At 61.2% G+C, this 25,183-nt stretch carries 27 protein-coding genes and 1 tRNA gene; 10 read left to right on the top strand and 18 right to left on the bottom strand.

Going from position 1 to position 25,183, the window contains the following annotated elements; genetic code table 11:
- Positions 1 to 97: 97 nt before the first annotated feature.
- The 5 genes from NKI47_RS21840 to NKI47_RS21820 form a co-directional block, all read right to left on the bottom strand.
- On the bottom strand, positions 98 to 880 hold the full coding sequence (locus NKI47_RS21840) for an ABC transporter substrate-binding protein (protein ID WP_023717637.1): 783 nt from the start codon (positions 878 to 880) through the stop codon (positions 98 to 100).
- A 213-nt stretch (positions 881 to 1,093) separates the two neighbouring features.
- Positions 1,094 to 1,603 (bottom strand): molybdopterin-guanine dinucleotide biosynthesis protein B, encoded by a 510-nt coding sequence (gene mobB / locus NKI47_RS21835; protein ID WP_023675015.1) that lies wholly within the window; start codon positions 1,601 to 1,603, stop codon positions 1,094 to 1,096.
- The gene (mobA, locus tag NKI47_RS21830) at positions 1,600 to 2,229 is read right to left on the bottom strand and encodes a molybdenum cofactor guanylyltransferase MobA (RefSeq protein WP_352593597.1); all 630 of its coding nucleotides are present in this window, start codon (positions 2,227 to 2,229) and stop codon (positions 1,600 to 1,602) included. The genes mobB and mobA overlap by 4 nt, the downstream gene beginning before the upstream one ends.
- Positions 2,230 to 2,287: 58 nt before the next feature.
- Entirely contained in the window at positions 2,288 to 3,208 is a 921-nt protein-coding gene (locus NKI47_RS21825; protein ID WP_352456740.1) for a DMT family transporter, read from the bottom strand.
- 122 nt (positions 3,209 to 3,330) lie between these two features.
- Positions 3,331 to 3,687: a hypothetical protein gene (locus tag NKI47_RS21820; protein ID WP_023675018.1), complete on the bottom strand. Its 357-nt coding sequence runs from the start codon at positions 3,685 to 3,687 to the stop codon at positions 3,331 to 3,333.
- Between the two features lie 198 nt (positions 3,688 to 3,885).
- Here NKI47_RS21820 and NKI47_RS21815 point away from each other — a divergent pair, with 198 nt between their 5' ends.
- Positions 3,886 to 4,614 carry a DUF1579 family protein gene (locus tag NKI47_RS21815; protein ID WP_198023531.1) on the top strand — a complete coding sequence of 243 codons (729 nt, stop codon included), beginning with the start codon at positions 3,886 to 3,888 and terminating at the stop codon, positions 4,612 to 4,614.
- A 51-nt stretch (positions 4,615 to 4,665) separates the two neighbouring features.
- Here the strand turns inward: NKI47_RS21815 and NKI47_RS21810 are convergent, their stop codons facing one another.
- Positions 4,666 to 5,100 carry a hypothetical protein gene (locus NKI47_RS21810; RefSeq protein WP_352593594.1) on the bottom strand — a complete coding sequence of 145 codons (435 nt, stop codon included), beginning with the start codon at positions 5,098 to 5,100 and terminating at the stop codon, positions 4,666 to 4,668.
- 94 nt (positions 5,101 to 5,194) lie between these two features.
- Positions 5,195 to 6,190, bottom strand: coding sequence for a GTP 3',8-cyclase MoaA (moaA, locus tag NKI47_RS21805; protein WP_352593591.1), 996 nt, complete (start codon positions 6,188 to 6,190; stop codon positions 5,195 to 5,197).
- Positions 6,191 to 6,389: 199 nt separating this feature from the next.
- Here moaA and NKI47_RS21800 point away from each other — a divergent pair, with 199 nt between their 5' ends.
- The gene (locus NKI47_RS21800) at positions 6,390 to 6,743 is read left to right on the top strand and encodes a gamma-butyrobetaine hydroxylase family protein (RefSeq protein WP_023675022.1); all 354 of its coding nucleotides are present in this window, start codon (positions 6,390 to 6,392) and stop codon (positions 6,741 to 6,743) included.
- Between the two features lie 23 nt (positions 6,744 to 6,766).
- Here the strand turns inward: NKI47_RS21800 and NKI47_RS21795 are convergent, their stop codons facing one another.
- Positions 6,767 to 7,195, bottom strand: a complete 429-nt coding sequence (locus tag NKI47_RS21795) for a nuclear transport factor 2 family protein (RefSeq protein WP_023675023.1) — start codon at positions 7,193 to 7,195, stop codon at positions 6,767 to 6,769.
- 159 nt (positions 7,196 to 7,354) lie between these two features.
- Here NKI47_RS21795 and NKI47_RS21790 point away from each other — a divergent pair, with 159 nt between their 5' ends.
- Positions 7,355 to 7,966, top strand: coding sequence for a pyridoxamine 5'-phosphate oxidase family protein (locus tag NKI47_RS21790; protein ID WP_023675024.1), 612 nt, complete (start codon positions 7,355 to 7,357; stop codon positions 7,964 to 7,966).
- Positions 7,967 to 7,993: 27 nt separating this feature from the next.
- On the opposite strand, the gene NKI47_RS21785 is transcribed toward NKI47_RS21790, so the two are convergent.
- A complete protein-coding gene (locus NKI47_RS21785) occupies positions 7,994 to 8,446 on the bottom strand; it encodes a MarR family winged helix-turn-helix transcriptional regulator (RefSeq protein WP_352448891.1) in 453 nt (150 codons plus the stop codon).
- Between the two features lie 47 nt (positions 8,447 to 8,493).
- Here NKI47_RS21785 and NKI47_RS21780 point away from each other — a divergent pair, with 47 nt between their 5' ends.
- Positions 8,494 to 9,402 carry an alpha/beta hydrolase gene (locus NKI47_RS21780; protein WP_352456749.1) on the top strand — a complete coding sequence of 303 codons (909 nt, stop codon included), beginning with the start codon at positions 8,494 to 8,496 and terminating at the stop codon, positions 9,400 to 9,402.
- 34 nt (positions 9,403 to 9,436) lie between these two features.
- Here the strand turns inward: NKI47_RS21780 and NKI47_RS21775 are convergent, their stop codons facing one another.
- Positions 9,437 to 10,051: a TetR/AcrR family transcriptional regulator gene (locus NKI47_RS21775; protein WP_352456750.1), complete on the bottom strand. Its 615-nt coding sequence runs from the start codon at positions 10,049 to 10,051 to the stop codon at positions 9,437 to 9,439.
- Between the two features lie 98 nt (positions 10,052 to 10,149).
- Here NKI47_RS21775 and NKI47_RS21770 point away from each other — a divergent pair, with 98 nt between their 5' ends.
- Both NKI47_RS21770 and NKI47_RS21765 read left to right on the top strand, forming a co-directional pair.
- Complete coding sequence (locus tag NKI47_RS21770) at positions 10,150 to 10,896, top strand: 3-oxoacyl-ACP reductase family protein (RefSeq protein ID WP_023675028.1); 747 nt, start codon at positions 10,150 to 10,152, stop codon at positions 10,894 to 10,896.
- A gap of 219 nt (positions 10,897 to 11,115) precedes the next feature.
- Entirely contained in the window at positions 11,116 to 13,020 is a 1,905-nt protein-coding gene (locus tag NKI47_RS21765; RefSeq protein ID WP_352593588.1) for a L,D-transpeptidase family protein, read from the top strand.
- Between the two features lie 11 nt (positions 13,021 to 13,031).
- Here NKI47_RS21765 and NKI47_RS21760 read toward each other — a convergent pair whose 3' ends face one another.
- The 4 genes from NKI47_RS21760 to NKI47_RS21745 all read right to left on the bottom strand — a co-directional run bounded on the left by NKI47_RS21760 (position 13,032) and on the right by NKI47_RS21745 (position 15,256).
- Positions 13,032 to 13,508 (bottom strand): hypothetical protein, encoded by a 477-nt coding sequence (locus NKI47_RS21760; protein ID WP_023675030.1) that lies wholly within the window; start codon positions 13,506 to 13,508, stop codon positions 13,032 to 13,034.
- 127 nt (positions 13,509 to 13,635) lie between these two features.
- The gene (locus tag NKI47_RS21755) at positions 13,636 to 13,887 is read right to left on the bottom strand and encodes a PepSY domain-containing protein (RefSeq protein ID WP_023675031.1); all 252 of its coding nucleotides are present in this window, start codon (positions 13,885 to 13,887) and stop codon (positions 13,636 to 13,638) included.
- 507 nt (positions 13,888 to 14,394) lie between these two features.
- Positions 14,395 to 14,469 (bottom strand) — tRNA-Val (locus tag NKI47_RS21750).
- Between the two features lie 103 nt (positions 14,470 to 14,572).
- Positions 14,573 to 15,256 (bottom strand): phosphoglycolate phosphatase, encoded by a 684-nt coding sequence (locus NKI47_RS21745; RefSeq protein WP_352593585.1) that lies wholly within the window; start codon positions 15,254 to 15,256, stop codon positions 14,573 to 14,575.
- Between the two features lie 144 nt (positions 15,257 to 15,400).
- On the opposite strand from NKI47_RS21745, the gene rpiA reads away from it, so the two are divergent.
- The 3 genes from rpiA to gor all read left to right on the top strand — a co-directional run bounded on the left by rpiA (position 15,401) and on the right by gor (position 18,203).
- Positions 15,401 to 16,132 carry a ribose-5-phosphate isomerase RpiA gene (gene rpiA / locus NKI47_RS21740; RefSeq protein WP_352593582.1) on the top strand — a complete coding sequence of 244 codons (732 nt, stop codon included), beginning with the start codon at positions 15,401 to 15,403 and terminating at the stop codon, positions 16,130 to 16,132.
- Positions 16,119 to 16,697, top strand: a complete 579-nt coding sequence (locus NKI47_RS21735; protein WP_352593579.1) for a DUF2059 domain-containing protein — start codon at positions 16,119 to 16,121, stop codon at positions 16,695 to 16,697. Before rpiA ends, NKI47_RS21735 begins: the two co-directional genes overlap by 14 nt.
- A 117-nt stretch (positions 16,698 to 16,814) precedes the next feature.
- Positions 16,815 to 18,203, top strand: coding sequence for a glutathione-disulfide reductase (gor, locus tag NKI47_RS21730; protein WP_352593576.1), 1,389 nt, complete (start codon positions 16,815 to 16,817; stop codon positions 18,201 to 18,203).
- Positions 18,204 to 18,260: 57 nt separating this feature from the next.
- On the opposite strand, the gene mgtE is transcribed toward gor, so the two are convergent.
- On the bottom strand, positions 18,261 to 19,625 hold the full coding sequence (gene mgtE / locus NKI47_RS21725; protein WP_352593573.1) for a magnesium transporter: 1,365 nt from the start codon (positions 19,623 to 19,625) through the stop codon (positions 18,261 to 18,263).
- Between the two features lie 272 nt (positions 19,626 to 19,897).
- The gene (locus tag NKI47_RS21720; RefSeq protein ID WP_352593571.1) at positions 19,898 to 21,787 is read right to left on the bottom strand and encodes an ABC transporter ATP-binding protein/permease; all 1,890 of its coding nucleotides are present in this window, start codon (positions 21,785 to 21,787) and stop codon (positions 19,898 to 19,900) included.
- A 628-nt stretch (positions 21,788 to 22,415) separates the two neighbouring features.
- Between NKI47_RS21720 and NKI47_RS21715 the strand changes: the two genes are divergently transcribed.
- Positions 22,416 to 22,850 carry a hypothetical protein gene (locus NKI47_RS21715; protein WP_352568630.1) on the top strand — a complete coding sequence of 145 codons (435 nt, stop codon included), beginning with the start codon at positions 22,416 to 22,418 and terminating at the stop codon, positions 22,848 to 22,850.
- Positions 22,851 to 22,856: 6 nt separating this feature from the next.
- On the opposite strand, the gene NKI47_RS21710 is transcribed toward NKI47_RS21715, so the two are convergent.
- A complete protein-coding gene (locus NKI47_RS21710) occupies positions 22,857 to 23,534 on the bottom strand; it encodes a DsbA family oxidoreductase (protein ID WP_023675040.1) in 678 nt (225 codons plus the stop codon).
- A gap of 23 nt (positions 23,535 to 23,557) precedes the next feature.
- Positions 23,558 to 25,183 (bottom strand): extracellular solute-binding protein (locus NKI47_RS21705; RefSeq protein ID WP_352593568.1); only part of this gene is annotated, 1,626 nt, incomplete at its 5' end.

The following is a 25,183-nucleotide window of genomic DNA, read 5'->3' as shown; positions in this document are numbered from 1 at the left end:
GGCTCTTTGAGACCCGTGCCGCGTCACCCCTCGTGCGCGGCATCCTTATAAGAACGGCGGGAATCTCCCGCCGTTCAAGTCCTCGTATGTCGGTCGATCAGGACTCGCCGCCATAAACATCATATTTGAAGTATTTGTCGTTGATTTCCTTGTACTTTCCGTTTGCTCGGATGGCGTCGATCGCCGCATTGAACTGGTTGACCAGATCGGTCTCGCCCTTGCGCACGGCAATGCCGGCGCCCGGACCGTGGATTTCGATGACCGGCTTGATTGTGCCGACCAGCTTGCAGCAGGCGCCGTCCGGCGAATCCAGCCATTGCTGCAGCACGACGATGTCGTCATTGGCGGCATCGAGCCGGCCATTGGCCAGATCGAGCTGGTATTCCTGTGCGGTCGGGTACGGCTTGACGGTGCTGTCGGTATAAGTCTTGGTCGAATAGTTGAAATGCGTGGTGGACGCCTGCACGCCGATCGTCTTGCCGGCCAAATCTTCCTTGGTGACACCCTTGATGTCGGTGTCCTTGGGCGCGGCAATCGCCGGCGGCGTATTGTAATATTTGTGGGTGAAGTCGACCTTCTCGGCGCGTTCCGGCGTGATCGACATCGACGCGACGATGGCGTCGAACTTGCCTGCCTGAAGGGCGGGAATGATGCCGTCCCAGTCCTGCGCGACAAAGGTGCACTTCACCTTCATCTCGTCGCAGAGCGCCTTGGCAATGTCGATATCGAAGCCTACGAGCTGGCCGTCGGCTGTCAGATTGTTGAATGGGGGATAGGCTCCCTCGGTGCCGATCCTCAAGGTCTTTTCCTGGGCCTGGGCAACGCCAAGCGTCAGCAGCGCAGCCGAAGCGGCAAGCGCGATACGCAGTGCAATACGCATAATGGTCCTCTCTGTTGGTCCCGGCCGTCGTTCCCGAACGGCTCTGTGGGCGGTGCTTTTGACCGCCCGCTGATGCGATATTCCCATTCTTTCCCAAGAAAAAGCAACTGCAAAACCGTCGCTTGAGGGAAGGTCATGTTCAGAAAGCGATGACGCTGGGTCAGACGCCTAAATTGGAAAGCAACTGGGCGGAAACTGTCTTCTGCCGCATTTTCAGCGCGACAGGCTTGTGGCGCGCTCGATGAAGTCAGCTATCGAATTCGTGTCGTCGAGATCGAAGGCCGGCAGGTCTTCGCCGACAATGGGGAAGTCGGAGGCGATGGCGACAATGTGTGGATCGCCTGCCGAGAGCGGTGTCCGGTCCTTGGCCTCGAGCCGTCTCGTCTCGATTTTCTTGTGCGCTTCGCGCTTGTAACCCTCGACCAACACGATGTCGCACGGTGCCAGCCGTGACAGGATCGCGTCCAGCGTCGGCTCGTCCTCGCCGCGCAATTCGTGCATCAGCGCCCAGCGCCTGCCCGACACGACCGCGACCTCCATCGCTCCCGCCTGCCGGTGGCGAAAGCTGTCCGCTCCGGGTTTGTCGATGTCGAAATCATGATGGGCGTGTTTTACCGTCGACACTTTCCAGCCGCGCCGGACGAGTTCGGCTACCAGCTTTTCGGTCAATGTCGTCTTGCCGGAGTTCTTCCAGCCGGTGATGCCGAAAATACGTCTTTTCATGGCTTGATGCTCTGCAACAGATGCACGGCCTGGGCAAGGTCGTCGGGAGTGTTGATGTTGAAGAACGGATCGATCTCGGCCCCGCCGGATTTCAGGATGGGAAATTCCACCTCGACAAAACCGTGCCGGTCGATGAACGCCGCAACGCGCCGGTTGTCTTCCTCGACGAGAAATTGTCGCAAGACCTGATCTAACCCTAGCGGCCAGAGTGCAAAGGTCGGATGCCGTTTGCCGCCGGAACAGGCGACCGCAATCGAGCCGGGGCGTTCGTCGGCTGCCGCGAGCAGCCGCTCGACCATATCCCTGGGCAGGAAAGGCGTATCGCCGGCAGCCGTGACCAGCGCCTGGCAGGTCGTGTCGGAAGCCCATTCGAGGCCGGTCAGGATCCCGGCAAGCGGCCCGGCATAACCTTTGACAGTGTCGGCAAGCACCGGAAGCCCCGTTGCGGCAAACCGTGTCGGATCGCCATTGGCGTTTAGCGCAAGCGGTCCGACCTGCGGGCCAAGGCGCGAAACGACACGGTCGAGCAGGGTACCGTCGCCAAGCGCAAGCAGCGTCTTGTCGCCGCCACCCATCCGGCTCGATCGGCCGCCGGCCAGAATGATCCCTGCGATATGTCGGCCCATCGTTTGCTGCCTAGACCCAAAATCCAGTTTTCAAATCAGACAGTCGTCGACAGTCACTCTATATGCCGTCCGGCGCCATGTCCGGTCCAGTGCTTTCGGCGGCTGTTTTTCGCCGGCCGACGATCCGTTCGCGGTAGAGTGCATAGAGGCCTGACGCGATGATGATCGTGGCACCGAGGATCATCGGCAGATCGGGGACATCGCCGAAGATCGTGAAGCCAAGCAAGATCGACCAGAGCAGGGCGGTGTAGCGAAACGGCGCGATGAAGGAGATATCGCCCACCCGCATCGCCGTGATGATGAAGTGATAGCCGATGAGCACGAGCACCGCCGCCAGCGCCAGGAACGCCGTGCTTTGTCCTGTCATCGGTGTCCAGCCGCCCATCGGCGAAAGCAGTGCCGCGCCCAGAACTGTCATGGCAAGTGCGGTGGCGGTCGACACCAGCAATGTTGGAATTGCCTGCGGGATCCGCTTGGTAGCGAGATCGCGCACCGCGCAGCATGCGACGCTGGCCAGCGCCAGCAGAGAAAAGACGCTGAACCCTTCGAAGCCGGGCCGCACGATGATCAGCACGCCGGCAAAACCGGCGGCAATGGCCAGCCAGCGCCGCCAGCCGACGCCCTCGTTGAACACAAGCGCGGCGCCCATCGTCACCGCCAGCGGCAGCGCCTGCAGTACGGCGGAGACATTGGCGATCGGAAGATGTGCCAGAGCAACCAGGAACGACACGGTGGCGCCGGCCTCGCCGGCGACGCGCAGCGCAACGGTCGGCTGCAGCATCGAACCTGGCCGGGCAAGCGCGCCCCGTTGCCACGCAAGCAGGCCAACGAAAAGCGAAGCGAAGGCGCCGCGGATCAGCATGACCTGCGCCATGTTCATCGATTCTGATGAGAATTTGGTGATCGCGTCGTTCAGAGTGAAACCAGCCATGGCCACCATCATGAACAACGCGCCGCGGAGGTTTGGCGAAAGAGGCAAGGCGATTACCGGGTGAGTCCTGCAGCAAGCGTCTAGCAGGCACCCACAAGACAGCAACGTCAAAGGGCTGGGCCACAGCCTTTCTGTGGCCCGTGACATCTGCCGCGCAAGAGCGGCAGGGCTTATTTGGGCGTCAGTACCTCGGTGCCGTTGCCTTCCTTGCCGGCAATCGTCCACAGGCCATGCAGCGAGCCGTCTTCCTGCACCTTGTAGACGACTAGACCGACCGCCTTGCCCATGACGTAGCCGGCGGAGAAGGCATCGTCGTTGCGCATGCAGATACCGTCCGAGGACGAGCCGCCTGTCTCCCAATGGATCGTGCAGGTCGTCTCGCTGGTCAGCGTGATCGTGGCGTCGCCACCATAGGACGACCCATCGAAATTGGTGCCGGCCACGGCATAGGTGCCGCCGATCGACTGAGCCGCCGCGGGCAGGGCCGCGAGGCTGAGCAATGCAAGAGAAAGAATGAGTTTGCGCATATCGTATTCCCCCACTGGGCGAAGAACCGCTCCAGAGCAGAGGCTAGGCCCGAATGGGCTTGCGGTAAATCCGGTGACCGTTTGCGGACAAGACCTTTTCTGGGTGTGACCCCAAAAAAGGTGCCGTTCTAAAGGATGGGTTCGGAGGGCAAATTTGTCACACTGCGGCTCGAGGAGAATTTTTCGACGAGATCAAATTTGCTCGGCAAGATTCACCAAATTGGTCATTGTAAGCTTCTGATCGTGTTGGGGAGATGGTCCATGATGAATGCACGAGGCAATGCGGACTGGCTTGGCACAGGCAGCAGGCGGCATGTTTCGTCGGCTTTCCGGTTCTCCTCTGCCCTGGCGGTTATCCTCATGGCGATAGCGCCTGCGTTCGCCGAGAACGGCGCTTCGGCGTCGGCAGTCGAACGGATGTCCACGCCGGGTCACGAAGCGGATGAGCTCGCTCGCCGCGTCGGGAAATGGTCCGTCGTCAACACGATCTGGCCAACGCCCGGCGCCCAGCCGATCGTGATGACGGGGCTGGTGGCCGAGCGCACGATGATCGGTCCCTTCATGCAGGAGGTGATGCGCCCGGCGCCCGGGTCGAAAATGCCGGACTTCCAGCGGATAGCCTATTTGAGCTATGACCGGGTGGAGGGCCGCTGGAAGTATGTCTCCATGGACACCCGTTTCCCGGCAGGGATCATGCCCGCCTGGAGTTTTGGTGGCGAGGAGGACGGCAAGATTTCACTGCTGTTCCAGCCGCTTGGTTTCGTCGGCTTCGGCCCGGAGGTCGAAGGGCGGTTCACGGCCTCCGATTTCGTCATTTCCAGGGACGGCGACAACCACGAAGTGGCCGAGCAACATTTCCTCCAGGCCAATGGCAGCGGCAAAAAATGGCTTGCCGTACGATATGACTACACGCGCCAACAACCGTGACTCGCTAGCAAAAACAATAGGCTGCCAATAAGTTCTGACGTCGCCGGATGCTCACGGTCCCCTGAGGCTGCCGGCGATCGCATCGACGAGCGGGTCGTATTTCGATTTCAGGGCTGGCGGGTAGTCGATCCAGACCGTGCGGATGACACCGTCTTTTCCGAACAGGCGGCGTTCATAGAAGATGTTCCCGCCTTTGATGCCCGACAGCACCGCCCAGTCCTTGCCGGTCTTGCTGTAGGTGATCCTGTAGCCAGGTTCCTTGCTGGCCCTCTCGGCGGAGACGAAGGCTGTCGGGGTGTCATCATCGATGTTGAGGATACCCGAACAGATCAGGCTGGCGCCATCGGCAGTGAGCCATTGTTGTCCATCGCCATTGTCCGGCTCAGGCTGGCGAAGAGTGAAGATTTCATCCGGAAAGGTGCAGATGGTACCGAAGCGCTCGTTCGTGTAGGTAAATGGCGCGGCAACTGCCGTGGTCCCCGCCATCACTCCGAAAAACGTCAGGACTGCAAAAAACCGCTGCACGCTTTGCCTCGCGCCGATACCAAGGCGATTATTCTTGCACGAAATCGGCGAAAAATCAGCCGCCGGTGATGCTCATATGCCGCGACACCGACGGACGGTTGGTGCGGCGATCGATGATGAAGTCGTGGCCTTTGGGCTTGCGGCCGATTGCTTCGTCGATGGCATCGGCGACCAGCTCGTTGCCTTCCGACGCACGCAGCGGCGCGCGCAGGTCGGCGGCATCTTCCTGGCCGAGGCACATGTAAAGGGTGCCGGTGCAGGTCAGCCGGACCCGGTTGCAGCTTTCGCAGAAATTATGCGTCATCGGCGTGATGAAGCCCAGCCGTCCGCCGGTCTCGGCGACTTGGACATAGCGGGCCGGGCCACCGGTCTTGTAGGGAATGTCGCTTAGCGTGAACTGGCGTTCGAGAGCCGCGCGCAGCAGCGACAGCGGCAAATACTGGTCGGTGCGGTCGGCGTCGATCTCGCCCATCGGCATGGTTTCGATGACCGTCAGATCCATGCCGCGGCCATGCGCCCAGCGCAGCATTTCCGGCAATTCGGCGTCATTGAAGTCCTTCAACGCCACGGCGTTGAGCTTTACCTTCAGCCCGGCCGCCTGCGCGGCGTCGATGCCGTCCATGACCTTGTCCAGATTGCCCCAGCGGGTGATCTGGCGGAATTTGTCGGCATCGAGGGTATCGAGCGAGACGTTAATGCGCTTGACGCCGCAGTCGGCGAGCTCGGTGGCAAAGCGGGAAAGCTGCGATCCGTTGGTGGTCAGCGTCAGCTCTTCCAGTGCACCACTCTCGAGATGCCGCGAAAGCTGGCGTACCAGGTGCATGATGTTCTTGCGCACAAGCGGCTCACCGCCGGTGAGGCGGAGCTTGCGCACACCCTTTTCGATGAAGACCGTGCAGAGCCGGTCGAGCTCTTCCAGCGACAGCAGGTCCTTCTTCGGCAGGAACGTCATGTCCTCGGCCATGCAATAGGTGCAGCGGAAATCGCAGCGGTCGGTGACCGACACGCGCAGGTAGGTGATCGTGCGACCGAAAGGATCGATCATATCCATGCTTGTGCGCTTCCCGTGGGCGTGAACGGCTTCGTTATATATGGCTATGTGATACGAGCCAACTTGGCATTCAAGATAGAAGCTCGCGATCATCGGTAACATTCCGACGCCGACAGATCATGTCGGAAGTTCTGAAACGGCCTGTTCCCTCGACGCGAAGCGGCGTAGGGAAGGGTGGTATTCCGCAGGATCCATCAGCATGACAGCGCCAAAAGAACTCAGGGTCTCGAAGGACCGCAAGCTGCTTTCCGTCACCTTTCCGGGCCATCAGCCGTTCGAATTGTCGGCCGAGCTGCTGCGCGTCGCCTCGCCATCGGCCGAGGTGCAGGGCCATTCGCCCGAACAGCGCGTCACCGTTCCCGGCAAGCGCAATGTAACGATTCTGAAGATCGAGCCGGTCGGCAATTATGCCGTGCGCATCACCTTCGACGATTTCCATGATACCGGCATCTTCACCTGGAATTACCTGCATACGCTGGGTCATGAGAAGGATGCACGCTGGGCCGCCTATCTCGCCGAACTGGAAGAGAAGGGGCTGAGCCGCGACCGTTGAATGGATCCCGCAGGACTCTCAGGTCAACGCAGGATTGCCAGTATCTCGCTGGTGTCGTGATAAAACGGCGTACCTTCGATCAGCCGATCATCCTTGAAGCGCAAGACTTCGGCAAACGGCTGTTTGATGGTTGCACCATTGGCCCGCGATGTCAGCGAAAGCGAGCAGCTCATGAACACCGTGTCATCGTTTTGGGCGACCTGAAGGTCCTCCACCGCCACGTCGCTCCAGATTTCCCGCATTTTGCGGAAAAGGGCGCCAACGCCGTCGAGGCCGTTCCAGTCACCGGCATAGGGCAGGGAGCGCGGCTCATGCACGACAATCTCGGCATGAAATGCGCCGGCAAGCACATCGAGGCTCTCCGACCCTGATTGCAGGAAACGCATTTCAACATTGAACATGTTTTCAATAAGTTCCATGGCGGTGCGTCGCCGGTCGAGCGGTTTATCCATTTTTGACCTCCGTATCCATTGGCACGATCATGCAGGTAAAGCGGTTTGCCCTTGTTTGCGTTGCCTCGACACCCGTTTCCTGATGACCGGCAAACGGGCACTTGTCGTGAAAACGTCATCCATCTGGAGTAGCGCCGGCAAAGCTTTGGAGACGAAAACATGTCCATGATCACCAGCATCGAACAGCTTGAAGCGCTCTATGGCCTGCCCGGCGAGGCGTCGGTGGTCAAGGAACTCGACCAGCTGATTCGCGAATACGCAGCTATCATCGAGGCTTCGCCGTTTGCCGCGCTCGCAACCTGCGGGCCAGAAGGGCTGGACTGCTCGCCGCGCGGCGATCTCGCCGGGTTCGTCCGCATCCATGATCCGAAAACGCTGATGATGCCGGACCGGCGCGGCAACAACCGTGCCGATTCGCTAAGGAACATCCTTCGCGATCCGCGCGTCGCGCTCCTGTTCCTGGTGCCGGGTTCCGGCACGACGCTGCGCGTCAATGGCCGCGCCCACATCACCACCGATACCGGGCTCTGCGCCTCGTTCGCCGTCGAGGGCAAGCCGGCGCGCTCGGTGACGATCATCGAGATCGATGCGGTTTATTTCCAGTGCGCCCGCGCCATCCACCGATCGGAACTGTGGAATCCGGCAAGGCATGTCGACCCGAGATCGCTGCCGACTCCCGGCCAAATCCTGGAAATCACCAGCCGCAAGAACATTGACGGCGAGGTCTACGACAAGGAATGGCCCGAGCGCGCGAAAAAATCGATGTGGTGAAGCATTTGGTGGTGGAGCACTGGGCTGTCAGGCGGTCTTCAAAACCTCGGCAATCCTACGCATCTGTTCGCCGATCATGTCACATTGTTCCGGCGTCGACTGGCTCATCGCCTTCTCGATCAGCGCCATATGGACCTTCAGCGCCTGCATCAGCAGTGCCTCGCCGGCCTCTGTCAACGTCAGCCTCAGCACGCGCTTGTCCTTCTCGTCGCCCTCGCGGCGCAGCAGGCCACGGGTCTCCAGCTGAGGCAAAAGCATAGTGATGTTGGAGCGGCCGACCAGCAGCCGACGAGCAAGGTCGTGCTGCGACATGCCGGGATGACGGTAGAGGTTCATCAGCACGTCGAGCTGCGCCGGCTTCAGGTCGAGCGGCGCAAGCTTCACCGCCAGGGTGCGTTCCACCACATGGCAGGCGCGCGCCACCGCGACCCAGTTGCGAAAACGCGGGTTGTCCCAGGGCAGGTCTTGCTTAATGTTCATGTTTGAACTATTATGTTCATGCTTGAACCAATGAATGGATCGCCACTATGGCATCATTTGGACTGAAGGTCATCCGCGGCACGTTCGGCGTGGCTGAGCATGTGGCACCGCGACTCACCGGGCGTGCTGCATTCGAGCTGTTCTGCCGCACGCCGCACGAGAAGAGCTTGAGCAAAGGCGAGCGCCGCGCAATTGATCGCGCCGCCGATTTCATGACCCAGGCACGCCATCACCGGCTAAAGACCAGAACCGGCTGCGTCATGGTGCATGAATTCCGGCCCGAGCCGGGCAGGGCGACTGCCGGCACCGTGCTCGTCATCCATGGTTGGCGTTCGCGCACCGAATACATGCGCACGCTGATCGAAGCCTATCGCGATGCCGGCTACAAGGTGGTCTCGCTCGATCTGCCGGGCCACGGCCAGTCGCAGGGCCGCCGGCTTACCCTGGTCAGTGCGGTCGATGCGGCACGGGTTGCCGGCGAATGGTTCGGCCCGTTCGCGGCCATTGTCGGCCATTCCTTTGGTGGTGCCGTTGCCGCCAACGCCGTCGCCGGTTCGATCAGGAACATCCCGCGATTGGCGGCCGGGCGTCTGGTGCTTATCGCCGCGCCGAGCTCGCTGCCGGCGATCTTCGCTGATTTCAGCCGCATGCTGAATGTCGGCTCGCGCTCGCAGGCCGCCATGGCCGACCGGGTCGAGCGCATCGCCGGCCGGCCGTTGCACGAGTTCACCGGTGACCGCCAGCTCGCAAGCACGCCGCTGCCGACGCTGGTGATCCACGCGCCGGACGACCGCGAAGTTTCCGCCGAGCATGCAAGGCTCTACACGCGCGCCGGAGACCATGTGCGGCTTTACTGGGCCGACGGGCTCGGCCACCGCCGCATTCTCGCCGACAGGGGTGTGGTGGAGCGTGCCGTTGGCTTCGTTGCCGGCAGGCTGGAGCCGTCTCTGCAGTGACCTGAATATCGTTCTTGTCAGCCGGTTTCGACCGTCACGCCGCCCCGGTGCTGGCCATCGCTATCCAAGCCGCCATTGCCCCGTCCACCGTCGCCAGAAGAGCCGAGCGCGACGCGCCGTCGCGCGCCTGGATCGACATGCCGTGCTGCACGGTGGCGTAGAAGGTCGCGGCCGTACCGCAGTCGAAATCAGCCGGCAACTCCCCCTCGGCCACGCCACGCTCGAGCCGTCTCAGCAAGGCTTCGCGGTTTTCGGCGCGGCGACGGCGCAGATCATCGCAGATGGCGCCGCGGCTTGAGTCCTGGTGCAATGCGCCGAGCGCGATAAGGCAGCCTTGCGGACGACCGGTCTGTGAATAGGCCCTGGCAGTCTGCCGCAGGAACCGTTCGACGGCCTGGCGCGCGGTCGGCGCCTTTTCCAGCGCAGACCAGATCTCGGTTCCCTCGACCCGCGTGTAAAGCTCGGTTGCCTCGAGAAACAGCGCTTCCTTGCTGCCGAAGGCGGCATAGAGGCTGGGTGAGTTGATGCCCATTGCAGCGGTCAGGTCGCTTATCGACGCGCCCTCATAACCCTTGGCCCAAAACACTTCCATTGCGCGCCGCAAGGCGGCGGCTCGATCGAAGGTGCGGGGGCGGCCTCGTTCCGGCATGGCATCCTTTCTGTATTGATCGATACATAATTCAGTTGACGTGGTTCAGCAAGGCTGGCAGATATTTATGTATCAATCACTACAAAATGGAGAAGCAGATGTCATCCAGAAGCTTGAACGGCAAGGCCGCCCTCGTCACCGGCGGCAGCCGCGGCATTGGTGCGGCGATCGCAAGAAGGCTCGCGGCCGACGGCGCAGGCGTGGCGATCACCTATGTGAATGGCGAGGAAGGGGCGCGTGCGGTGGTCAGGGAAATCGAGGCGGCCGGCGGCCGGACCTTTGCCATCAAGGCCGACAATCGCGATGCTGGTGCGATCGAGGCGGCAGTCGATGAGGCAGCAAAAGCCTTCGGACGGCTCGACATCCTGGTCAATAGCGCCGGCATCTGGCGCGCTGCGCCGATCGATGTCCTGTCGCTTGCCGATTTCGATGAGACAATGGAGGTCAACCTCAGAGCCCCGTTCGTCGCCGCCAAGGCGGCAGCAGCGCATATGGGCGAGGGTGGCCGGATCATCTCGATCGGCAGCAATCTGGCCGAGCGTGCCACGGACGCCGGCCTGAGCGCCTATTCGGCCAGCAAGGCTGCCTTGGTTGGCCTGACCAAGGCCTTTGCACGCGATCTCGGTCCGCGCGGCATCACCGCCAATGTCGTCCATCCGGGGTCGACCGATACCGACATGAATCCGGCAGGCGGCCCGCACGCCGAGCATCAGCGCCAGAAGATGGCGATGCCTCGCTTCGGCACGGCCGACGAGATCGCCGGCATGGTTGCGTGGCTTGCCGGCCCCGAAGGGCGCTTCGTGACAGGCGCGGCATTGACCATCGACGGCGGCGCCAACGCTTGAGGTTTGGCTCACGGGCACTACCATTGGACGGGAGCGACGGCGGATTCGCTCCCCCGTCACGACGTTGTGAAACCGTTCTGCAACAGACGTTCCGAAATTTATGAAAGCTTAACGAAATCAGTATGAATCAGTATAGTCACGCCTTACATCCGCCATGGGGTGGGCGAGACCGTGAAAGCGGTGCGGAACGGGATCCGGTTCAACCGGAGCGGGTGATCCATGAAACTCTTTGGAAACAAAGCAACCGTGCTGCCGTTTGCGGTGGCCGCGGCAATGCTGGCCTTCGGGGCGCCGAAGGCTGAAGCGCAAGGGTTCTTCGACATGCTTTTCGGCGGCGGCGTCAAACACGCACCGCCGAAAGGTAACTTTCCGCCACCACCGTCAAAATACAAGCCGAAGCCCAAGGCGCCGGCCGCTTCCGGTGGTGGGGGCGGTGGTGGTGCGCAAATCAGCGGCCCGTCCTATTATACCTACAAGAGCGATCCGCTGGTGCGCGTCGATTTTTCGGCCCTGTCGGCAGCGCCTGAACCAGCAACGCCTCAGGACGCTGCTTTCGAGCCGGCGGCCACCGGGGCTGCATTCCGCGAAGCCATTGCCGGCCTCGACGGCTATGACCTCTACGCCGAGAAGGACACCGCCAAGGCGCTGATCGCCTATTACTCGGCCAATCCGGATTTCATCTGGGTGACGGGAACCAGTCCCAGCAGCCGTGCCCAGGATGCCGTGCGGGTGCTGGGCGAGGCCGCGAGCTACGGCCTGACGCCCGCCGACTACACCGTCGAAGTTCCGGCAGCAGGCACATCGGCGGGCAATGTCGATGAACGCCTGAAAGAGCTGGTCCGCTTCGAGATGGCGCTGTCGGCGCGTGTCCTGCGCTACGCCCGTGACGCACAAAGCGGCCGCATCGATCCCAACCGCATGACCGGCTACTACGATTTTCCGCCGAAGCCGCTCGACATGGAAGGGGTGCTGAAGACGCTGGCCCATACCCAGCAAGTGCGCACTTATCTCGAGTCACGGCATCCACAGAATTCCGAGTATCAGGCGCTGCGCGTCGAACTGGAAGCGCTCCAGGCCAGCGCCGAAGACGAAATCACCATCGATCCCAATCTGCTGTTGAAGCCGGGGCAGACCAGCCCCGAGCTGCCGAAGCTTTTGACAAAGATCGCGCGCAATCTCGATGACGAGATGGGCGGCGCCTATGGCGAGGTCCTGGCGAGGCTCGCTACCAGCGAGGTCTACGATCCGGAGCTGGTGCCGGTGATCAAGGCGGTGCAGAAACGGGCCGGCATGAAAGGCGACGGCGTCATCGGCCCGCGTACCGTTGCATCGTTGGCCGGAACGTCCAAGGCCGACAAAATTCAGAAGGTTCGGGTTGCGCTCGAAGAGTTGCGCTGGTTGCCTTCCGACCTTGGCAGCCCGCGCGTCTTCATCAACCAGCCGGCTTTCACCGCGAGCTATATCGATGATGGCGAGGAGAAGCTGAAGACCCGCGCCGTGGTTGGCAGGCCCACCAACCAGACTGCTTTCTTCTATGACCAGATAGAGCAGGTCGACTTCCATCCCTATTGGGGCGTGCCGCAGTCGATCCTGGTCAACGAGATGCTGCCGCGGCTGCGCCGGGATCCTGGCTATCTCGACCGCGCCGGCTACGAGGTGGTCAATGCCCGCGGCAAGCGCATTCCCTCGTCCTCGGTCAATTGGGGCGCCTACGGCGCAAAGATACCCTACGGCGTGCGCCAGCTGCCGAGCGAGGCCAACGCGCTGGGCGAGCTGAAGATACTGTTCCCCAACAAGCATGCAATCTACATGCACGATACGCCGCAGAAGTCGTTTTTCCAGCGCGACATGCGTGCGCTCAGCCATGGCTGCGTTCGCTTGCAGGATCCGCGCGGCATGGCCGCTGCCGTGCTCGGCACCTCGGTCGACTACATCGAGGACAAACTGAAACACGGACATTCGACCGAGGACGTGACACGCAAGATCCCGGTCTATGTCGCCTATTTCACCGCATGGCCGGACCTGTCCGGCAAGGTAGAATATTTCAATGACGTCTACGGCCGCGATACAAGGCTGCAGCAGGCGCTCGACAGCACGGAAGCGGTGCGTTCGCCGGCAAGCTGACGAATGCGGTTCTAGCGCTGAAACAGTGGACGCCGGAAACCGGCATCGCGTCCGGCGATGAGCCAATAGACCAAGCCCGCGACAACGCCTGCGGCGGCAATGATGCCGATATCGGCCCAGCGCTCCGGGTTCGTGTCATCCGGTACACTGGGCCAGATCAAGGCGAAGCCGCCAACCGCGGCCGCCCCGCCGAAGACCATGTGCAGCCAAAAATTGCGCAGCGAGAAAAACTCGGCAATCAGTGCGAAGATCAGCGTCTGCAAGCCGGTCAGCACGATCGTCAGAAAATAGATGAACATGCCTAGCGGCGGCAACAGCAGCACCGCAACGGGGGTGACACCCATGACGTCGAAATAATTCGGCGCATTTGGCAGCGAACTCAGCCCGCCATAGATCGCCGCCACCGCGATCAGCCCAACCAGTACCGCTATGAAATAACCCGCGAGCATCATCAGAAAGCGTTTCAATACGTGCTTTACCGTCGCCATGCCCACCCCCGCGCGCAATGATAGCACTCAGTCAGCCATCAAAGTCATATCTACGCAAGCGTCTGCCGAAGGCCGGGGGCCTTCGAGGCGCGCCATTTTTTAGAATCTGGACCGTTGGCGCCCAGCTTCATTTCGGCGCGGCTGTCACCGGATCGTAGGTGATTTCGACTTTCGCCTTGTCGCTCGTGTAATAAATGACGGTGTAGCCATCGCTGTCCCAATCGATTTCCTTGATGTAGCGGAAGTCGTCGCGCTGCTCGACCTTGGCGATGATTTCCGACAGCTTCTTGGCATTCTGCGGCGGCACCGGATTTTCGTCCGCGGCAAAGGCCGATCCGCCGACAAGCAGCACGGCGGCCGCCAAAACAAGTCTGGACATGGCTTTCCCTCACATCTCGATCAGCAGAAACTCGTTTCTATGCAGGTTTGTTCCGGGATAGCGGACCGTTGCGTTACAAGGAGGCGCCGTCCGTACCTGATTTATGGCTGCCGAAAGAACACGGCGACTGCTTAAAATCATGATGCGTCGCCTCAACATCGCGGCCGTAATAGTGCCGGTGGTCATTCGGGGTTTTACATGCAAATGCGTCATGCCATCATATTTGTACTTTTCATATTTTCCATTCCGGCCATTTCGATGCCTGTCCAGAAAGCCGAGGCGCTAGAACCTGAACGCTATACGGTCTATTGCGCCGACGACCGCATCGAGGTTTCGTGCTGGGATATCGAGCAGATGAAGGTGCGGGCCGGCTCCAACGTTTGCCAGTTCCAGAGCTATACGAGAGGCAGCGCTTTGAATTTCGCCCAAAAGAATTTTGGCGGCGAGGGGGGCTACCTGCAGCTGCTAGCCGCTCTGGCTTGGCTTGAATTGATTCAGGAAAGCAAATGGTGGGCGATGCAGGGATTGAACCTGCGACCCCACCCGTGTGAAGGGTGTGCTCTCCCGCTGAGCTAATCGCCCGCTCGTTGCCCGAAGGCCAAGCGCGCCGCGATATAAGGGAGGCCGGCCTGCTAAGTCAACCACTTGTCGGTCGGCATTTGGCGGTCCGCCCGATGGGCAGCTTTCAGCCTTCTGCGGCGGCCATCAGTCCTTGTACCAGATCGAGCGTCAGCGAATCGAAATGCGAGATTACCGCCGACGGTTCGAACTCTCGCACATGGCGGTCGGTGTAGCCGAAATCGACTGCCACTACCGGAATCCCGGCGGCTTTCGCCGTGTCGATGTCGGTCTGCGAATCACCGACCATCAGTGCACGGTGCGGGTCGCCGCCGGCGCGCGCGATGGTCTGCGTGAGATGGCGCGGGTCGGGCTTGCGGAACGGAAAACTATCCTGACCGCAGATAGCCGCGAAATGCCTGGTCATGCCGAGCGCCTCGATCAGCGCCACCGAATTGGCCTCGTATTTATTGGTGCAGATGGCCAGCAGGTAACCGGCTGCCTCGAACCGTGCGATCGTCTCGGGGACGCCGGGGTAGGGGCGCGACTTGCCGGGGATGTTAACGGTGTAATGGTCCAGAAACAGCTTGAGCAGGCGGTCGTGCTCCTCGACTGCCAGCGATCTGTGCTGCGCTGCGTGAGCGCGTTCGATCATCACCCGGCCGCCATGGCCGACGAAGCGCTTGAAGCCGGCTTCGTCGACGGCCGCGAGCTGGCTGGCGGCAAGGCTGTGGTTGAGACTGTCGAGCAGGTCCGGCGCCGTGTCGATCAGCGTCCCGTCGAGGTCGAACACGATGATCGGTCGGGTCATGGCCTGTCCTGTGACAATTTGATTGCCGGCAGGCGATAACCGCTGCGGCCCGTTCAGGCAAGACGGCTTATCCAGCGCGGGCAAGGTCCTTTGACCAGCCCGGCAAAAATGCTACGAGCGCTGAAACAAATCTCGGGACCCGGCATGGATGCGAGGCAATTGAAGGTTGAGGCCGCGCGGGCAGCGCTTGCCCATGTCACGGATGGCATGCGGCTCGGCATCGGCACCGGCACCACAGCAGACGAGTTCGTGCGGCTGCTCGCCGACAAGATCGCCACCGGCCTGACTGTCATCGGCGTTCCGACCTCGGAGCGCACCGCCGTCCTTTGCAGCGAGCTTGGTGTGCCGCTATCGACCCTCGAGGAAACCCCCGAGCTCGACCTCACCATCGACGGCGCCGACGAGATCGATCCGGCGCTGACATTGATCAAGGGCGGCGGCGGCGCGCTGCTGCGTGAAAAGATCGTCGCGGCGGCCTCCGCCCGCATGATCGTCATCGCCGACAGCTCCAAGATGGTCGAGATGATCGGCCGTTTTCCGCTGCCCATCGAAGTCAACCGGTTTGGCCTGCGCGCCACCGAAATTGCGGTCGGCGCGGCGGCTGCAAACCTTGGCCTTTCCGGCCCTGTTACATTGAGGATGACGGGGAGCCAGCCATTTGTTACAGACGGCGGCCATTTTATCCTCGATGCATCTTTTGGCCGCATTCCGGATACAAGAGCGCTTTCGAATGCTCTCCACGCCATTCCGGGCGTGGTCGAGCATGGTCTTTTCATCGGGCTGGCATCAACGGCCATCATAGCCGGCGGCGACGGCATCCAAACCGTCCATGCCGCCCGAAAATCAGGGAGTTTTACCGATCATGATGTTGCATAACCGGGTTGGCCGCTTTTTTGCCATTCTGGCGGCCTCGGCCGTTTTCGCGCTGTCGTCGCCGGCGTTTTCGCAGGACGTCACCGATGCCCATCTGAAGGCGGCGCGCGCCGCGGTCGCGGCGATCCATGCGACGGATACGTTCGACAACATCCTGCCGCAAGCGGCGGCGGCGCTCGAGCAGCAGCTGATCCAGAAGAACCCGGACATGCAGGAACTGATCGCCAAGACGATCAACGAGAAGGCAATGGGCTTGGCATCGCGCCGCGCCGACCTGGAAAAGGAAGCAGCGCTCGCCTATGCAAAGGTGTTCTCGGAAAAGGAACTCACTGAAATCGCCGCCTTCTACAATTCCGATGCCGGCAAGAAGCTGCTCGACAACGGCCCGATCGTGACGCGCGAACTTGTGAAGGCTGCCGAGATCTGGCAGAATGGCCTGGCTCGCGATCTCGCCCAGCAGGTCGGCGAGACCCTGGGTGCAGCGGCGAATGCCAAGGCGCCGGCTGCACCTGCCGACGGTACCGCTCCGGCCGATGGCGCAGCTCCCGCGGACGCTACACCGAATTGATTGCGGACTTCCGAGCCGCCTGACCGCCACTGGACCAAAAGCCCGGCAAATCCGGGCTTTTCTTTTGATAGTCGGCAGCCTACCTGTCTCGGGGTTTGAGGGGCAAGGAGTTCAGCCATGGCCGGTTACGACTACGATCTTTTCGTCATCGGCGGCGGCTCCGGCGGGGTGAGGGCGGCGCGCGTCGCGGCCGCACTCGGCAAGCGTGTCGGCATTGCCGAGGAATACCGCTATGGCGGCACATGCGTGATCCGTGGCTGCGTGCCGAAGAAGCTCTATGTCTACGCCTCGCAATTCCCCGAGCATTTCGCCGACGCCGCCGGTTATGGCTGGACGGTGCCTGAGGCGCGTTTCGACTGGCAGACGCTGGTCGCCAACAAGGACCGCGAAATCAGCCGGCTGGAGTCCGTCTACCAGAACAATGTGCAGGGCGCCGGCGGCGAAGTCTTTCACTCGCGCGCGGTGCTGGTCGATCCGCATGTGGTGCATCTTCTCGGTGAGGATCGCACCGTTACCGCCGACCAGATCCTGATCGCTACCGGCGGGCGACCGGCGCCGCATCCGGCATTGCCCGGCCATGAGCACTGCATCTTTTCCAACGAGGCCTTCGACCTCAAGGAACTGCCGAAGGCAATCATGATCGAGGGCGGCGGCTATATCGCCGTCGAATTCGCCAACATCTTTCACGGCCTCGGCGTCGACACGACGCTGGTCTACCGCGGCAAGGAGATCCTCAGCCGTTTCGACATGGACCTCAGACGCATGCTGCACGAAACGATGGAAAAGAAGGGGATAAAAATCCTCTGCCACGCCGTGTCCGAGTGGGTCAGGAAGCGGCCTGACGGCCGGCTCGACGCGCTTGTCACCGGCGGCACGGTGCTGACGGTCGACCAGGTCATGCTCGCCATCGGCCGCATTCCCAATACCGAGAACATGGGCCTGGAAGGCGTCGGCATCGAGATGACCAAAACCGGGGCAATCCACGTCGACGAATACTCCCGCACCAACATCGACAACATCTGGGCAATCGGTGACGTCACCCATCGCGTGCAATTGACGCCGGTGGCAATCCACGAGGCGATGTGCTTCGTCGAGACCGCCTTCAAGGGCAAGCCGACGGCGCCCGACCATGACACGATCGCTACCGCAGTCTTTTCGCAGCCCGAGATCGGTACGGTCGGCCTGTCGGAGGATGAGGCGGCAAAGCACTTTTCGGATGTTGAAATCTACCGCGCCACCTTCCGGCCGATGCGGCACACACTTTCCGGCCGCGACGAAAAGATGCTGATGAAGCTGGTCGTCGACGGCGCCTCGAAAAAGGTCCTCGGCGCCCACATCCTCGGGCCGGATGCCGGCGAAATGGCGCAGCTTCTCGGCATACCGCTGAAGGCCGGCCTGACCAAGGATGATTTCGATCGCACCATGGCGGTGCATCCGACCGCCGCGGAAGAACTCGTCACCATGTACAAACCGGCTTACCGGGTGAGAGATGGTGAGCGCGTCTGACGCGACGACAACCCATCGCGGCAACGAAATTGCCGCGATGGAAGTGCGTGAGTTTTCTTACAGCAACGTTCCGCGCAGGATCACCAGCGCCACAGAAAAATAGATCACCAGCCCGGTGACGTCGACCAGCGTGGCGACGAACGGGGCCGATGCGCTGGCCGGGTCGAAGCCCATGCGCTTCAGGGCGAACGGCAGCATCGATCCAGACAGCGAGCCGAAGGTGACGATGCCAACCAGCGTGGCGCCGATCGTCATTGCGATCAGCGGCCAGTGCGGGCCGTAGTCGTAGAAGCCGAGATACTGCCAGAGCGCGATGCGGCAGACGCCGACCACGCCAAGAATCGAGCCAAGCAGCAGGCCGGTGGGCAGCTCGCGCAATGCCACCCGCCACCAGTCGCCAAGGCCGATCTCGCGCAGCGCTATCGCCCGGATGACGAGCGAGGTCGCCTGCGAGCCGGAATTGCCGCCGGAGCTCATGATCAATGGAATAAATAGCGTCAGCACGATCGCCTTTTCCAGCTCGCCCTCATAACTTTGCATCGCGTTGGCGGTCAGCATCTCGCTGATAAACAGCGCGCACAGCCAGCCGGCGCGTTTCTGGATCATCGCCAGAAAGCCCATCTTCATATAGGGCTCGTCGAGAGCCTCCATGCCGCCGAAACGATGCACATCCTCCGTCGTTTCCTCGATCATCGTGTCGATAATATCGTCGATGGTAACGATGCCGAGCAGTTTGCCGTTGTCCACGACCGGAACGGCGAGCAGATCATATTTCGAGATCAACTGAGCAACCTTTTCACTATCGGTCAGCGGTGAAACGGTGATAGGCGCACGATCCGGCGCGATTGCCATGATCAGCTCGTCGGGCCCGCCAGCGATCAGTCGACGCAGGCTGGTCGAGCGCAACAGGACATGCGTTTGCGGATCGACGATGTAGATCGCGTAGACGGTTTCGCGCGTCCGCTCCACCTTGCGGATATAATCCAGCGTGCGGGCCACGCTCCAGTCCGGCGGCACGCTGACATATTCGGTCGTCATGAGCGAGGCGGCGCTGCCCTCGGGATAGCCGAGAATGGCAAGCAGCGTCGCGCGCAGCGGTGGCGCCAGGCCACCAAGCAGTTCGGAACGAGCCGGCTCGTTCAGATCGCGCAGTATGTCGGCGGCGCGGTCGACCGACATGGCGGCAAGCAGTCTGCCTGCCTTGATGCGGGGCAGCGCCTCGACCAGTTCGGATGCGCCGTCGAGTTCAGGCTGGTCGAAGATCTCGACCAACCGCTCGAACGGCACTTCGCAAAGCAGCTCCGATGCCGTCTCGCGGGGCTCCTGGTTCAAGGCCTCGACGATGTCGGCGACGTGTTCGTTGGCAAGTACGCGAGCGATGGCGATGGCATCGCCGCCCGCGACAGGGGAAAACTCGTTCATGGCTCACTCCTTGCCGTCCGGCAGGACGTGAGCCTGTCAGGTCACGTCAAGCGGACGGCGGTTGCGTTCGACTGTGACTGTCGCCAGGCATGGCGCGGTGACCTTTCTGCTCGCGGGTTCGAGTTGAGATTCTACAAGCCGGCGCAACATAGGAGTGCGCCTTGCCGAGTCAATCGCGAGAGCGGGTTAAAACGGCGGCAAACCGACTGGATCGCGAGACTGTGATCGGGCTACGTGGCAGGCTGGCTGGACGCTGGCAATGGTGCCCGCGGCTATCTCTGCTTCAGCCGGCGGGGAAAGCGCAGCCACTTGTCCTCGGCTGGCCGCGTCGGCTGCGTGAGGATGGTGGTGAGCTCGACCGGCAAGCTCGGAACCAGCGGCTTCTTGGTGGCGACGCCGTCGGCGATCGCAACCACGCTGTGGTAGAATTCGGTGCCCGCGAGCGATCTCGGCGGCGTCGCCTCATGCATGATCGAGATCACAGTTGCATCAGGGCAATTGTCCTTGATCGCCTGGTGGAAGGCGATCCGTCCATCGGGGTCGAGCGCGCCGGTGGCTTCGTCGAGGAACAGCAATCCCGGCTGCTGCAGCACGATGCGGGCGACGACCAGCTTCTGTTTCTGCCCACCCGAAAGAACCTGATCCCAGATCTTTCCTTCACGGCTCTCATCGGCCAGATGCTCGATGAAGTCGCCGAGGCCGGCCTTGTGCAGGGCGGATGCGACCTGCACGTCGGCATAATCATGCTCGGAACCGGGCAGGCAGACCAATTGCTTCAGCGAAACCTGCTGCAGCTTCACCTCCTGGGCGGCGTAGAAACTCCTGACCCCTTCCGGGAAGACAATCGTACCGCGGCCATAGGGCCACAGCCCGTTGATCGCCTTGATCAGCGAGGTCTTGCCGCAACCGGATTCGCCCTTGAGGAAAGTCCACTCGCCACGCCGGAAGCGCAAATTCGCGGCACTCAGGAAGGGCGTTGCGTCCTCACCCTGATGCGCCAGTTCGAGCTTCTGGATGGTCAGGCCGAAGACCGGGTTCTGACGATCGTAGCGGAAGTCGGACCGGCCGGTCAGGCTGTAGAATTCCTGCGGATGCTGAACGTTTTCGATCGCTTGCGCCAATTCGACGACGCGCTGGCTGTTGGCACGCAACGTGGCGAGATCCGGCATCACATGGATGAACCACGAACACTTGCTGATCAGCGAATCGACCTGTCCGGAGGCGGTTAAATAGCCCTTGAGGTCGAGGCCGTTGTGGATGAAGGGCACTAGCCCAGGTCCGAAAGCGACAATTTTGGCGCCGATGAAATTGTAGATCAGCTCGAACGAGGCGTAGCCGGTATTGACGACGTTCAATCTTGCCCAGGTGCGGTCAATGTCGGCATAACGCTGGCTGTGCACAGTCTTCTGCACATTCTCGCCCTGCAGTGCGGCGACGTGAAAACTGCGGCGGAGCAACGTGATCAACTCGCTGCGGTAGTTGCCTTCTGCCTGCTGCATCCTGATGTTGAGCCACTCCAGCATTCCGCCGAGTTTGACTGCGATCCAGGTGTTGAACGGCACGTAGATAGCGACCGCCAGGAGCGCGAGGACGGCACTGCCGTAGCTGCCGAGGAACTCCAGTCCTTTTACTTCCACGGAATTTGCCAGCAAAGCGCCACCGACAAAATAGAGCGAGGTGAAGACACCTAGCACACCCGTAGCAAGCCCGATGGCCCCACCGGTCATGCCCTTGATGGATTCCTGCACGCGCTGGTCGATATTGTCAGGAGCTGCGTTCCCGGAAGACCCATGCTGGGCATGGAAGTGGGTATGATTGCTGTCGAGCAGGGCTTCGTTGAAGCGGCTGTCCAGCCATCCACGCCATTTGCGATGCAGTGTTTTGGAAACAAGGTTGCGAACGCCTGCAATACCCGCGTCCTTGAGCACGACCAGCAGCACGAGCAAACCGGCATTGGTCAGTACTGTCTTGAGTGGCGTGGTATTCGCGGCATCGTGGAAAAAAGCGATCGAAGTCGCCAGCTCTGCCCCAGCCACTGTAAACCAGACCTCAGCCTTGCTGGACAGGGCGATGACCAGCGCAATCACCAGCGTCAACGTCCAGGCTTCCACCCACCGGTCCGAGAACCAGTAGGCCCGCATCAGTCCCCAGAAGCTGCGCATCGACGATACGGGCGTCAGGGGCGACGGCCTTGCGGCACCGCGGAGCCATTTTTCCGATATTGAATGTCGCGTTGGTCTATCGACCCGAATCACTATCCCGCCCAAACGATTTTTCTTTTGTTACGGACAGTAACACCAATTGATCATTTTCCATTAGCTTTTCACCAGTCGCAGGTGGCTTAGCTCACCAGCCGTTGCAGTGGAGCAACAGAATGAACGATCACGGCGCTATGTCGTCATGCTTCGAGGGGCTGAATACCAAAGCAATTTCAACTAGTTAGTTGCTTGCGCAGGAGCAAGTAGAGACCTTCCCCAAGGGAAGGTCTTCACACAGCTTTGTGAACATAGAAGCGCCGTCCAGCGGTCGATCTTCACGGCCTGAATCGCCTTCACGGCCAGTCCAGCTTCGTCGGCGGCCAGAGCGTGACCGTATGATTCGTGGTTGAAGCCGCCTTGTCAGGACCCCGTAGTCGGCCAAGCAATGACTTTGCCGACACAGTCCAGGATCAAGATCAATATCAATTGGCCCGTGCCTTTTTAAGAGCGCGCACAAACCGCGTTTGACAAACACGCGCTTCGGATTGAACCTGGCCGGACGCATCCAGGTTAGAACCAGGGGGAGTTCGCCATGCTTGCACGGACATTTTTTGTCGCGACGCTCGCAACATTTTTCTGGCTGCCGCAAACATATGCCGGCAGCCAGACTGTTCCCGCAAACGCCGAGGGACAGATCGAGTTCAACACGCCGTCCGGCAATATTGGCTGCATCTACACGCCGAAGGGCGGCACCAGCACCTACGAGCCACAGGATGGCGGACCGGAACTGAGCTGTTCGCGCGTCGAGCCCAGCTACGTCACCGTCATCCTCGGTCCGAAAGGTCCGGCGACGCTGATCAAGAATCCGGGCGAGCAAGGCTGCTGCGGCGACGTCACCAGGCTGGCGTACGGCGCCAGCTGGAGTAAGGGCCCGTTTTCCTGCCAGTCATCCACCAAGGGATTGACCTGCACCGGCAAGCATGGCCATGGCTTTTTCGTCAGCAAGGCCAAGGTGACGGTGAAGTAGTCCGACTCAGTTCGCTGTTTCCAGTTCGCCGCGCGCCTTGGCCGCGGCGACCTGGCGGAGCGCATCGGCGAGCGTATCGGCGTCCTGGGCTCCCATCACCGCATATTTGCCTTCAAGCAGAAAGCACGGCACACCCGATATGCCCATGCGCGAAGCGGTGGCGATTTCGGTGCGCACCGCCTCGACATCGGCGTCGGTCGGCAGAAGCGTTTCGACCACGGAGGCATCCATGCCGGCTTCGCGGGCGGCTTCGATCAGCACGGCATGATCGCCGAGATTGGCGCCTTCCTCGAAATTCAGCTGGAACAGCCGACGCACCACCCGGTTCTGAATGGCCTCGCCGGCCGTCCCGGCCCAGCGAATGAGACGGTGCGCATCCAGCGTATTGGGCGCGACCTTGATAGCGTCGAAGGCGAAGGAAATCCCTTCAGCCTCGCCCAGCGGCTCGATCCGGGCATGGATTTCGCGGATGCGTTGCTCGCTGCCGAATTTCGCCACCATATAGTCGCGGCGGTTCTTGCCTTCGGGCGGGATTGTCGGGTCGAGTTGGAAGGGCCGCCAGTGTATGTGAACGTCGATATCGACGGCGGCAATCGCCTTGTCGAGCCGTTTCTGGCCGATAAAGCACCAGGGGCACACGACGTCGGAGACCACATCGACGGTAATCGAGTTCTCGTCGTTCATCTTGATCTCCTGTTGTGAAGAGGTCACTTCGGTTTGCGCCACCAGGTCGGCAACTGATAACCGTATATGGGCGTCTTTTGCGGATGTTCCAGATAGTTCCAATAAGCGAGCCATTGCTGGTTGTTGTGCTGCGTCGGCACCATGTAGTTGCCGGAGATCAGCAGCCGGTCGAGAACGCGGACGGCGGCGACGGAGTCCTCCTTCGAACGAGCTCTGAGCATCGCCTCGATCGCCGCATCCACCGCCGGATCGGCGACGCCGGCGAGGTTGAACGATCCTTCGGCCTTGGCGGCAGCGGATCCCCAGCGCCCGGTTTGCTCGATACCGGGCGACAGCGAGTTGTTGAAACCGGTCGAGCCGACCAGCACCTCGAAATCGAAACGCTGCTTGCGCGACTGGATCTGATCACCGTCGAGGCTGCGGATGCCGACATCGATGCCGAGCTTCTCAAGGGTGCGCTGATAGATAGCGGCAAGTCGCTCTTCGTCCTGCGAGGCGGTCAGGATCTCGAAACCGAACGGCTTTCCCTCGGGATCGAGCATCGCGCCGTCCTGCACCGTATAGCCCGCGCTCTTCAGCAGCTCGAATGCCGCCTTCAGCACCTTGCGGTCCTGGCCGGAGCCGTCGGTAACGGGCGGCCTGTAGGTGCCGTCCATGACATCTGCGGGCACGCGGCCGGGGTAGGGGGCCAGCAGGGCCTTTTCCTTTTCGCTGGCCGGGTGGCCGAGCGCGGACAGCTCGGAATTCTGCCAAAAGCTCATCGTGCGCGTGTATTTGCCGCCGAACAGATTCTTGTTGGCCCATTCGAAATCGTAGAGCATGCCGAGCGCGCGCCGCACGACCGGATTGGAAAATTTTGGCAGCCGCGTGTTGAACAGGAAACTGTTGACCACCGGCGGAATGCCGGTATCGAAAGTTTCGGCGATGACCTCGCCCCTGTGGAAGGCCGGAAAATCGAGATCGCGCTCGCGTTTGACCGGGTCGCTGTCGTCGTCGATGGCGCAGATGCCTTTCTTGAACGCTTCCTGCTTGGCGTTGGCGTTGAGGAAATATTCGATGGTGATCTGGTCGTAATTGTCGAAGCCGCGCTTGGACGGCACGTACTTGCCCCAATAGTCCGGATTGCGCTTGAACACGATGCGCTGACCGGGCACGACTTGCGCCACCGTGTAAGGCCCGCTGCCGATCACCGGCTTTAGCGTCGTCCTGTCGAAGGTGTCCTTGTTGAAGGCGTGTTTCGGGATGATCGGCGTCAGCGCAATGATCAAAGGAAATTCGCGGTCGGCCTTGTCGTTGAAGGTGAAGCGCACACTGCGGTCGCCGGTCTTTTCGAGCTTGGCAATCGCTTTCATTCGCTGGCTGTAAGGTGGGCGGCCCTTCTCGGTGAAGACGTCATAGGTAAACAACACGTCTTCCGGCGTCACCGGCTCGCCGTCCGACCATTTGGCGTTGGGATCGAGGTGGAATTCGATGCTCTTGCGCTCGGGATCCATGTCGGCGGTATCGGCGAGCAGGCCGTAGAGACTGAAGGCCTCGTCGTAGTTGCGCTGCATCAACGGCTCGAAGACAAGATTGCCAAAGGCTTGATCCATCATGCCGCGCGCGGTGGTGCGCAGGCTTCTCAGGATGAACGGATTGAGATTGTCGAA

The sequence above is a fragment of the Mesorhizobium sp. M0633 genome, from assembly GCF_040320645.1.
Taxonomy (GTDB): Bacteria; Pseudomonadota; Alphaproteobacteria; order Rhizobiales; family Rhizobiaceae; genus Mesorhizobium.
The sequence above is the reverse complement of the archived record's forward strand: the minus strand, read 5'-3'. Positions and strand labels throughout refer to the sequence as shown.